Here is an 11,505-nt window from a genome sequence, read left to right as displayed (position 1 = left end):
TAAGTTTTGATGAAACAAACTTTGTATAACAGTATTTTTGCCCGAACCGAGCCAACAGATTTTGTCGGCAGGGAAGCGGAGCTTGAACGCCTTTTGACACACGCAAAAGGTGAAAGCGATTCGAATGGACTGATTGTGTTTGCTGCTACGTCCGCCGGTACGTCCGAACTGTTGCGGCAGGCTTATGATCATCTCTTCGTCGCACATGAATCTTCGATCCCATTCTATTTCGAATTAAAATCGAGCGACCTCACCGCCAAAAATGCAGCAAAGCGTTTCTTGTTGGAATTCCTGCTTCAAGCCGTTGCTTATCGGGGTCGCGATGCCCGTATGATCAGCGTCTCACCGAAGATCGAGGAGATAGCCGAATTGTCGTTGCCATCTGACGCTCCGTGGGTCGAAAGGCTGCTGGAAACTTATAATACCGACACTAATGACGACCGCTCGTTCGTGCGAAATTGTCTGGGTGCTCCGCTGCGAGCTGCGGCAAACAATGCAAATTCGTTTGTGATGATCGACGATCTTCACGTTGCGGCACAGCTTGGCGGCGGCGAAGCGCTTATCGAAGATCTCATCGACATCTTTTCAAGAGCGTCGATCCCATTTGTCTTTGCCGGTCAGAGGCGATTTCTTTTTGCCAGAACTTCATTTCCTGCGATGGCGGTTGAGCCGCTTTCGTTCGCTGATGCCGGAACGTTTGCCGAGCGTCTTTCAGCAAGAATGAATGTGCCTGTCAACGACCAAACTCGTGATCTCATTGCTGTGCAGCTTGCGGGCAATGTGCTGCAGGTGTCATCGCTTTTTGCTGCGGCTTCGGCATATGGCGTTGTACTCGACCGTTTCGATCGCGTCGAACAGGTTTACACCGACGAGATTTTCGGCGGACGGATCGGAAAAAGTTTCGATGCGATCTTTAACAGTATCTTGCCCGACGCCGATATTCAACGAAATATTTTGCACCTGCTTTCTCAAAATCTGGCGGTCACCAATGGCAATGTTCCGGCTGCATATTGGAAAAGGCACGCCGGAATGACCGACTCGGAATTTCGTTCTGCTCTCGACGCTCTCAGGTACAGTGAGATCATTGATGTAAGTTCGGGCGTTGTTCATGTCGATCTGTCGAACATCGTTCTCTGCGATTACCTGCATGGCCGCGTCAGGCTTGAGATCGACGGAGACTCGCGTGCTCTTGTGGTCGGAGAAGCTCTGTCGGAAAACGTAAAGCGAGCTCCGCAGTTGATGGCGCGTTTCTATCGTCGAAGTTCGGCGATCGGCTTGCGTGAAATGCTGCGTACGTTTGACGGCCGTCAGGTGTCGCCTGCGTTGATTGACTATGGAAAGTTCAAGGACGAGTTCAAAGGCGGTGACGATGATAAAGTCCTCAAAGCTCTCAAAGAAGACAACTTAAAGATCAGCCTGCCGCAGATCGTTTACACTGCTCACACCGGCGATTTTTACTCAAAGCTGAACGAGCTTTGTGACATCGAGGTTTCGGCTGTTGCACTCGGATTTACTTACGCTGACGGACAAGAAGAAACGGCTTGGATAGCAGCCGAGGTCGAGTCAAAGCTAGAAGCCGGACGCGAGATCGTCGAGTTCTGGTGCGACCGTCTCGAAATGGCAGCGTTGAACTGTAACTTCGAACGTTTCAAGCTCTGGCTCATCGCTCCCGAAGGTTTTTCGCCCGAAGCGTTGGAAGTTCTGCATGCGAGAAACGCTTACGGCTCAAGCCGTAAACAGGTCGAGATGCTCGCAGGCATCTTGGAAGCAGAAATTCCGGTTTTAGCTGAGGCTGATGCGAACGAATATGAGTTCGTTTTTCCAATGGGTGAGAATACCGAAATGATCGCCGCTCACACTGTCGAAGAGATCGCTAAGCGTCACGCATTTCCGGCAAAGGCAATCAATCAGATCAAAACCGCTCTCGTCGAAGCCTGTATAAACGCGACCGAACATTCTCTTAGCCCTGACCGCAAGATCTATCAGAAGTTCTTGCTCGATGATGACAAGATCACGATCACAGTATCAAATCGCGGCTTACGGCTGGCCGATAAGATCGCCAAAACGATAACTCCCGACGAAGGCCGCCGAGGCTGGGGCCTCAAGCTCATCAAGGGCCTGATGGACGAGGTCCAGATCGAGCAAGTCGACGACGGCACCCGCATCACAATGGTGAAACGCCTCGCCTCAAACAACAACCCGCTCGTGATATAGATCGTTTCGTGAAGTCTGTCGATGCGTTTCTCGTCAATAGAAAATGACGCGAGTTGATAATGAGCACCGTTGACCCGAGCGTACATGATCGCGTTAAAAAGGGTCGCTATCCTAATGAGGTCAAAGTATTCCTCATTATGTTCCATCTCTGCTAACTGCTTTGTGGTAGCTGTGTAATTTAGTGTTCTGTGTATGTAGTGATCCATAGTTTTTCCTTTTGTGTTTTTAGTGTTTTCGTTTTTCGTTTTTCGTTTTTGTTTTCGTTGTGGTCTTCGTCGTTACCGCGTTTCGCGGCACATAGCCACGTCCCTTTAGGGCGTGGTATTCGTTCGCTCGAAAATTCAAAGGGCGTTTTAACGTCCTTGTCCGGCCTGCTTTAGCTCTAAGGCTAAAGCCGACATTGGTAAGCCCGTTAAAACGGGCTGAGAATTTCATTTCCATCTGACCACGCCATAAATGGCGTGGCTATGTGCCCTTCGGGAAAACGGCAAAGCCGCAAGGGTTTACGCGATAGGTAAATGTAACAGCCTTAACAGGTGTAACGGGTTAACAGATGTAACAGTTAACATATATATTCTTTTCAGTATCTTCTTACTTAGTAATCTCTAGTGTTAAGTTGTTAAGCTGTTAACCTTGTTACACTGTTACAGGTGTTAAGCAGCTTTTAGATATCGCGTAACAGTAACATGTGACAAACCAACTTCATCCGCGATATCGCGTGACGATTTACCCTCATCTGCCAGACTTTTTATCTTCGCGATCAACTCTTCTTTCTCTTTATCATTCGAGGCTTTCAGATGTTCTCTTTCCGTTGCGGTTCCTCTAAAAGCGAACTGCAATAGCGAATCGCGTTTCTCTATGTTGCAGAGTAAAACGTTGTCGGCGTGGTAGACGATTGCCGAGTTTCGGGATTTGATCTGCTTTAGGTATCGTGTTCCGGTTTCTTTGTGGCTTTCGCCGATGACAAACTACTTCAACTGCTAGTCAACTTTTCGGGCTTTATGAGCATCTATTCCTCGTATTGTAGGATAATGGTGAAATGATGAGAAAGATGCTGGTTCTATCCGTTCTAGTTTTGTGTTTGTCGGTAATGGCGTTTGGGCAGGCAGCGGGCGTTGTTAAGAAGGAACTTAGTCCGGCGGACATCGACCGGATAATTAAGAAATTTACGGCTAACGAAGGCGATTTTCGTGCAGCGTTGACCAATTACGTTTTTAACCGCTCGGCGACCGTGAATATTATCGGGTTGGGCGGGCAGATCGCCGGCACTTATCGGCGTGACTCGTTTATGACGTTCACTGCTGATGGTGGGCGGTTTGAAAAGGTTTTGTTTGCTCCGATAGCGACAACGCCGCCCGGATTTGTCACTCCCGAAGACCTCGAGGACTTAGGAGGAGTCAATCCTTTCGCTCTCGAACCGTCAGCCATCTCGCAATACAATATTTCCTACGTCGGCGTTGAGCGTATTGACGAACTCAACCTATATGTTTTTGATGTAATTCCCAAGATCATCCCAGACCCGAAGAAATCAAAATTGCGATTATTTACAGGCCGTATTTGGGTCGATGTTGATGATTTGATGATCGTCAAATCAAAGGGCAAGGCTGTACCGGAGACGAAGAACAACAAATTTCCGATAGTGGAAACGACACGCGAACAAATAGACGGCAAATACTGGTTTCCTTCGGATGCGAGAGCGGACGACGAATTAGTTTTCGGTGACGGGAACGTTACCAGGATAAGAATGCGTGTGAAATACACCGACTATAAACTCGGCCGCAGCGACGTTCGAATTCTTGACGATGAAGAACCGGTCAAACCAGCTCCGTCACCAACGCCGAAGAAATAGTGAAGAGTGACTAGTGGAAAGGGAATAGGGAATAGTGAATAGTGAATAGTCAAGAAAGAAATATACTCTTCACGTCTTACTTTTAGTTTTTAACTTGTTCGCGATAGCAGATCGCGTTTTTATTAACAATTCCATCAGATCATCTCCGGCATTTAGGCCTGAGGTTTCTATTGGCGGCAACAGTATCATTTCTATCTCACCGGAATAGGCCATGCCTGTTTTTTTGCCCATCATCCAATCGGTATTTTTCATAGCTACGGGAACGATAGGCGAATTGGTCTGCAATGCAAGATGAAACGCTCCTTTTTTGAAGGGAAGCAACTCGCCCGGCATCGCTCGAGTGCCTTCGGCAAAGACGCCAAAAGAGTAATCCTGTTTCATTACATCACGAGCTTTTTCCATTGATCGCAGGGCACGCTCAGGATTTGAGCGGTCGATGGCGATTATGTTTACAAAACTCAATCCCTGGCCAAACACAGGTACTTTTAGAAGCTCTTTTTTGGCAACAAGCCCCATCTTTTTACCCGCGCAGAAAAACAAAGTTGCCGTGTCGAGATATGAGCGGTGGTTTGAGATGAACACGTACGATCTGTTGGCTTCGAGATTTTCGATGCCGGTGACTTTTACCGTTGCCCCGCAAGCCTTGAGCCAATTCTTTGCTCCCCATTGAGCAATAGGAAAAAGCCAAATGCGTCGGCCAATTATCCACAAAAAAATAAGCGACGGCGTGCCCACCAACAAGAGCAACGAGCCAGCCACAAACCAACACCACCAATAGCGAAGTTTCGCGATGAAACGCGATCCAATCGGCTGTTGGACGGGAAACGTCAGCTTTTGATTTCTGTCATCGACGGTGAGCATCTTAGCAGCGATATTTTAACAAAAAGCAGAGGTTAAGCCTTTTTTTGATATTATTATTCTATGAAATTGCGAAGTTTTGCATTTATCATTGCGTTCCTCATTCTTACATACCAAAACATTTTTGCCGACAGCGGTTACGAGATCTTCACCTTAGCAAGCGAACCGTTTATACGCATAGGCTTGTCAACGAATGCCGGTTCAGTGTCTATTACTACGGCTGATTCGTCGTTGGTTGCGGTTAGTCCTGATGAACAGGGAAAGCTGCTTGCGACAAATAAGGTTACAGTTTCGGCTCGGGCATATCGTCCGCCTGAGATCGAAAATTACCGCATCGAATTTCAAAATCTGCCCACGCAAAATGATGCGAACAACTTAGCCAAAGATATTCGCGATGCGACCGGTGAAACGGCCCTCGCCAGCATCGACACGACAACGAACACCTGGAAAATTTGGGTCGGTTCGGTCAAAGATACGCCGGTCGATGCGGATGAACTTAAGGCGAAACTCGCTGACCAAGGTTTTGAAGACGCGGTCGTCATTACAGAAAAAAAGACGATCGTTTCTGCTGAAGCAGTTGCTTTGTCGCAGCAACTTAGAACTGCTGGAAAAAGCGAAGTGCGCAGCCTTACAAAAACAACTGGATCAACACAGACAACAGTAACCGGATCTGTTGATCCAAATTTGCGTGAGGTCATTATTAACGGATCGAGCGAAGAGGCAAAATACTCTTCGTTAAAATCTGTTGCATTCGCCTCGCTCAACGAGCGTGTAAATCCTGTCCGGCTGAACGGAAAGGCCTATCGCGGTAAACTCGAAGTTTTTGTAAACTCACGCGGTTCATTGACCGTTGTAAACGTCGTTCCGCTCGAAGAATACTTGCTTGGTGTAGTGCCGAGCGAACTTGGATTGCCGCAGCTCGAAGCTCAACGTGCACAGGCAGTTGCGGCTCGCACGTACGCTGTCGCAAATATCGGCGGCTATGGTAATCAAGGTTTCGATATGGTGCCGACGGTTTGGTCGCAGGTTTATAAGGGCGTTTCCATCGAGACAAAAATGGGAACGCAGGCTGTGCAATCGACACGCGGCATTGTCGCGACCTATCACGGAAAGCCGATCACTGCATTTTACACATCGACGTGCGGCGGACGAACTGAGAACAGCGAGAATATTTTCGAGAAAGCAGAACCTTATCTTCGCGGCGTCGAATGTTCGCTCGAAGGGCATCGGCATTTTGAACCATTCCTTATCAAGACCGACCGCAAGCCGGCAAAGGTCACAGACGAAGCCAATCTCGAACTCGTCCGTCTGATGTCGCTGTTTGCATCGAACGGTTTTTACCTTTCGACACCGCAGATGACCGACGAATGGTTTGAAAGCGTTCCGGCCGACAGCGAGATGTCGAACTGGTTGAATCAACTCGCAGGGCGATTTGGCAAGCCGTTTCCGAATGTGAATCGCGACACCACCAAGCCGCTTGAGCTGGCACGAATTGTCGCCTCTTTTATCTACGCCTCCGGTTATGCCGACACGCTGTTGAGTGATTCCGACGTGAATTATCAGTTAGCGTTTGAAGATGCAGCGGAGATACCAAAAGAGCGGCGAGCCGATTTTGCTGCGCTGCTTCGTGACGGATATTTTTCGCTTTATCCTGACATGACCATAAAGCCGAACAAGTCGTTTACACGAGCTCGAATGCTGCGCCTTATTCGACAGATCTACGAAAAGAAAAAATGGATGCCGGGCTTGGAAAGCGGAACGGCAAAACCAACGGGAGACGGCAAACTGATACTAAAAAGCGGCAAGTCAGAAAGACAGTTGACGGTGCGGCCGGACGTATTTTTGTTCCGCGAATTCGGCGGGTCGATGTATCAGGTTCGCGAAGCTGCACTCGTTGGCGGCGAGCAAGTTAGCTACCAACTCGACGCTCTCGGAGCGGTCAAATATCTCGAGATCAAGCCGACCAATACGCCGACCACCGCCGAAAGTATGTCGCCGTGGGTCTATTGGAACAAGTCGCTTTCAGCAGGCGAAGTGCAGTCGCGGCTTTCGCGATACGTTCGCGGCATCGGTACGCTTTACGATGTGAACGTAAAGAAAGTTGGATATTCGCGACGTCCGATCGAGCTTGAGATCATCGGTTCAAATGGCATCAAAACTCTGAAAGGCGGTAAGATACGTTCGGCTCTGCGGTTGCCGGAACAGCTTTTTATCATGAATAAACGCTACAACGGCTCAACTGTTGCGGGCTACACTTTCACTGGCCGAGGCTGGGGCCACGGTGTCGGTATGTGTCAATACGGAGCCTTTGGCCTCGCCAAAATGGGTGTTAAATACGACGAGATCATCAAGCACTACTACACGGGTGTCGATCTGACACAGGCCTACTAGAATTTTTACAAAATCAGTTTTTGTTCTACCTGTTAGCCGAACCGATATACGGTTTTGGATTGACTATAGATACGTAAACATTGTTTAATATTAATAGCGTTTCGAGACGCTCCTTTCTGATTTTTCTCCTGTAATCCTTTAATGAACTCCCGGAAGATTTTCCTCATAGGTATTTTTCTGCTTTTTTGTCTCATGGTGTGTGGACAAACGGCCGGGCAGTACCGGTTTGATACGTGGACGACAGACAATGGGCTGCCGCAAAATGGAGTGCGCCAGATCACTCAGTCGCCGGATGGATATCTGTGGTTTACCACCTTTGACGGGCTGGTCAGGTTTGACGGATTGCTGTTTACGACATTTAACAAAAGCAACACTAAGGGAATCATCAATAACCGGTTCACGGGTATTTTTGCCGACAATGACGGGACAATTTACGCAACCACGATGGACGATGGAGTTCTAACGATCTTTCGCGAAGGAGTATTTTCATCCCTTACGTCCGACGAGGTACCGGGCCACTACATTGAGCGTATCGAGCGAGGTGCTGACGGTGAATTGCGATTTTTGTGTGAGGACGACGATCACAAATCGCGAAGTTGGTATCACTTGCGGGAAGGAAAATTTGAGTTTATTGAAAGACAGGATAAAAGCGTCTTCGACATAATCTTTACAGGTAAATCCGGCACTCAATGGTCAATTCGATCAAACGGTGTCACGGAAACCAGAGATGGACAGTCGGTTTTTTGTCCGCTCGACTTGTCAGGGATCATTTTCAGGCCGGCTTACTTTGAAGATAGTGAAGCGAATCTTTGGTTGGGAGAATTTAAGGTGCACCGTGTCAAAAATGGTGAAGTGCGTACCTTTGGGAAAAACGAAAAACTGCCCGACAACACGATCTATCATTCGTTTTGGGATGAAGCAGACGGCAGCGTTTGGTTTGCCAGCGGCGGCGGATCAAGTACCGGTGTCGGTCTGATCCAGATCAAGGATGACAGATTGCACATTTGGGGAGGTAAGGATGATCTGGCAAACAGACTCATTCAAGATGTATTCACCGACCGCGATGGGTTGAAATGGATCGCCACTGACCGTGGCCTGAGCAGACGTCGCAATGAAGTCCTAAAAAGTTACAGCACCAAAGACGGACTCAATCATTCGGAAGTTTATCCACTCTATCGCGACCGGCAAGACAACATTTGGATCGGCTCGGCAAAGGGCTTAACCATTTTCAGAGACGGGAAATTTGAGCCTGTTCATTTAAATTCGCATCAGCCACGGAAAAAAACTGCAAGCGTGTGGTGGGACGGTGGAACTGCGGTGCAGTCGCTGTGGGAAGACGCGAACGGCGTGATGTGGGTTGGCGTCGCCGGCGGTATTTTTCTCATCCAAAACGGAAAAGCGGAACTGCTGCTCGAAGGCTCTCACGTCAATGCGATCAAAAATGACCGCCACGGAAATGTCTGGGCTGCGACAAGCAACGGACTGGTAAGATTTAACGACTACAAATTGTCTGCTCGGTACTCGAAGAAAGAGGGGTTGCCGAACGAGTTCATGACATTCATTTTTGAGGACTCAAAAAATAATCTTTGGTTTGGCGGTTTTGGAGGTTTGAGCAGATTTGAGGACGGCCGATTTACCAACTACGCAACCAAAGAAGGCCTTGCCGGTAATTATGTGCGGACGATCTATGAAGACGCCGACGGTGTAATGTGGATCGGAACGTATGACGAAGGCATGAGCCGATTTAAGGACGGAAGATTTGTCAGTCTCAAGGAACAGAACGGCCTTTACAACAGCGGCGTGTTTGCGATCGAGGAAGACTCGGAAGGATATTTTTGGATAAGTTCGAACCGAGGCATTTACCGCGTACAACGTCAGGAACTAAACGATTTTGCGGATGGCAAGATCTATAAGTTTCACAGCATTGGATACGGGAAAGAAGACGGAATGCTCTCGATCGAGTGCAACGGTGGACGTCAACCGGCGAGCCTTAAAGACAAGGATGGCAAATTTTGGTTTCCAACACAGGATGGTGTTGTAGTACTTGATCCGTTGGCCGAGCGATCCAATTTACCAATGCCGTCGGCGGTGGTCGAGGACATAATGGTCGAACGTAAGCCTGTTGATTTTCGCAGCGGCATAGCGATCGAACCGGGACAGAATGACCTTGAGATCCGCTACACCGGCATCAGTCTAATCAAAGCGGATCAGGTCAAGTTCAAATACAAACTCGAAGGCCACGACGAAGATTGGGTTGACGCAGGCACGCGACGGACTGCCAACTACTCGTATTTACCGCCCGGAAACTATGTGTTTCATGTGATGGCCGCGAACAGCGACGGCTTGTGGGGAAAGCAAAGTTCGACGATAAAAGTCGAGATGAAGCCGCATTTTTATCAGACAACTGTGTTTTATGTGTTGGTCGTACTTTTGATCCTGCTTGGGTTGTTCGCCGCATGGAAAATAAGCCTTCACCAAATGAAGGCACGTGAGCGTCGGCTCAAAAAACTCGTAAACGAACGCACCGGCGAATTAGCTGCGGCAAATGAAGCGCTTCATAATCTTGCCAATGCCGACGGCCTCACAAAGATAGGTAACCGCCGCAAATTTGAGAGTTTTCTAGCGGACGAATGGCATCGGGCCGTTCGTTTCAAGACTGAGATCTCGCTGATAATGCTCGACATCGATCATTTCAAACTTTACAACGACACCTACGGCCATCTGGCGGGCGACGATTGTTTAAAGAAGGTAGCGGAGGCGTTTGCAGAGACGATCAAGCGTCCGACCGATCTGGTCGCCAGATTTGGCGGAGAGGAATTTGCCATCGTTCTCGGCGGCACGGATGCTGAAGGCGCTTATAATATCGCAGAACAAGCCGTCGATAATCTGAGAAGCCTTCGGATCTCACACAGCCTGTCAACAACCAGCGAAATATTGACCGTCAGTGTCGGCATTGCAACTGTTTTTGCCACGTTTGATTTGTCCGAGGCCGACCTGATCAACATCGCCGACAAAGCCCTCTACAACGCAAAACGCAGTGGACGGAATTGTATTTACGTTCACGATGGGCAAAATCAAATGCCGCCGATACACGCCGGCGTTCTGACACAAGAACAGATAGTGAGAGATTCGCTATAATTGCAAAATGAAACTTTCCCGAAGTCAGATCATCGGAGCAGTATTACTGCTTGTCACCATTCTGATTTTCACACTCGTTCGCAGTATGCTGTGAGTGTGAGCGTAAGTTCAAAGGAAAATACCATTTATGCGATTGTCGGGCCGACGTGTTCGGGCAAGACGGCGCTGGGCGTTGCGCTTGCTTTGCATGTTGGAGGCGAAGTTATCAATTGCGATTCGGTGCAGATCTACAAGGGCATTCAGATCGCGACCGCAAAACCCACCGAAGAGGAAAAACGCGGGGTACCGCATCATTTGATCGATTATGTCGATCCGAATGTGAATTACACAGCGATGGATTGGGCACGCGATGCTGCAGAGAAGATCGTTGAGATCGAATTGCGTGGCAAAGTACCGATTTTAGTTGGCGGCACAGGATTTTATTTGCGGACGTTGCGACAGCCTCTTTTTGAAAGCCCAAAGACCGACGAAGATCTGCGGGAACGTCTGCGTGCAATACAGAAAAAACATGGCGCAGAGTATTTGCACAAGATACTGACAAGGGTCGATCCCGAAACCTCGTCAAAGCTGCAGCCGCGCGACTATGTTCGAGTCATTCGTGCTCTTGAGGTGTATTTTCAAACGGGCGAACGGCTTTCAACTCAGCAGCCGAACCGCATTGCACCGCCGGAATTTGCCGAACGGATAAGGTTATCTGTGCTTGACCCGCCGCGCGATGAGCTATACGCGAAGATAAATGAGAGAACCGAAGGGCACTTTGCCATCGGCCTTATCGAAGAGGTGAAACAATTAATTGCTTACGGCGTTAAAGATAATACCAACGCTCTCGGGGCACACGGCTATCGGCGAGTTTGTGAATATCTTCGCGGCGAACGTGACCTCGAATCGGCGATCGAGCGGTCAAAACAGGATGTGCGGAATTACGCAAAACGCCAATTGACTTGGTTTCGTGGCGAGCCTAACTCTAGCTGGCTCAAGGGTTTCGGTGATCAGCCTGACATCCTCGCCGGACTTTTGCGGGAGATCAATGACCGGTAAATACAACTATCGCCGCA

The 11,505-nt window shown here is 48.8% G+C and carries 7 protein-coding genes; 5 read left to right on the top strand and 2 right to left on the bottom strand.

Annotated features, from left to right (window positions below):
• The first annotated feature begins 9 nt into the window (after positions 1 to 9).
• Complete coding sequence (locus tag IPL32_04875; protein ID MBK8465144.1) at positions 10 to 2,214, top strand: ATP-binding protein; 2,205 nt, start codon at positions 10 to 12, stop codon at positions 2,212 to 2,214.
• 653 nt (positions 2,215 to 2,867) lie between these two features.
• On the opposite strand, the gene IPL32_04870 is transcribed toward IPL32_04875, so the two are convergent.
• On the bottom strand, positions 2,868 to 3,053 hold the full coding sequence (locus tag IPL32_04870; GenBank protein ID MBK8465143.1) for a helix-turn-helix domain-containing protein: 186 nt from the start codon (positions 3,051 to 3,053) through the stop codon (positions 2,868 to 2,870).
• 200 nt (positions 3,054 to 3,253) lie between these two features.
• Between IPL32_04870 and IPL32_04865 the strand changes: the two genes are divergently transcribed.
• Positions 3,254 to 4,063 carry a hypothetical protein gene (locus IPL32_04865; protein MBK8465142.1) on the top strand — a complete coding sequence of 270 codons (810 nt, stop codon included), beginning with the start codon at positions 3,254 to 3,256 and terminating at the stop codon, positions 4,061 to 4,063.
• Positions 4,064 to 4,132: 69 nt separating this feature from the next.
• On the opposite strand, the gene IPL32_04860 is transcribed toward IPL32_04865, so the two are convergent.
• Entirely contained in the window at positions 4,133 to 4,924 is a 792-nt protein-coding gene (locus IPL32_04860) for a 1-acyl-sn-glycerol-3-phosphate acyltransferase (protein ID MBK8465141.1), read from the bottom strand.
• Between the two features lie 60 nt (positions 4,925 to 4,984).
• Here IPL32_04860 and IPL32_04855 point away from each other — a divergent pair, with 60 nt between their 5' ends.
• The 3 genes from IPL32_04855 (at position 4,985) to miaA (ending at position 11,488) form a co-directional block, all read left to right on the top strand.
• Positions 4,985 to 7,312, top strand: coding sequence for a SpoIID/LytB domain-containing protein (locus IPL32_04855; GenBank protein MBK8465140.1), 2,328 nt, complete (start codon positions 4,985 to 4,987; stop codon positions 7,310 to 7,312).
• A 192-nt stretch (positions 7,313 to 7,504) separates the two neighbouring features.
• Positions 7,505 to 10,450: a diguanylate cyclase gene (locus tag IPL32_04850; GenBank protein ID MBK8465139.1), complete on the top strand. Its 2,946-nt coding sequence runs from the start codon at positions 7,505 to 7,507 to the stop codon at positions 10,448 to 10,450.
• Between the two features lie 96 nt (positions 10,451 to 10,546).
• A complete protein-coding gene (gene miaA / locus IPL32_04845) occupies positions 10,547 to 11,488 on the top strand; it encodes a tRNA (adenosine(37)-N6)-dimethylallyltransferase MiaA (GenBank protein MBK8465138.1) in 942 nt (313 codons plus the stop codon).
• Positions 11,489 to 11,505 lie beyond the last annotated feature (17 nt).

Origin of the sequence: Chloracidobacterium sp. (genome assembly GCA_016711345.1) — a bacterium.
Taxonomy (GTDB): domain Bacteria; phylum Acidobacteriota; class Blastocatellia; order Pyrinomonadales; family Pyrinomonadaceae; genus OLB17.
This window is presented reverse-complemented; position numbering and strand designations above follow the sequence as displayed.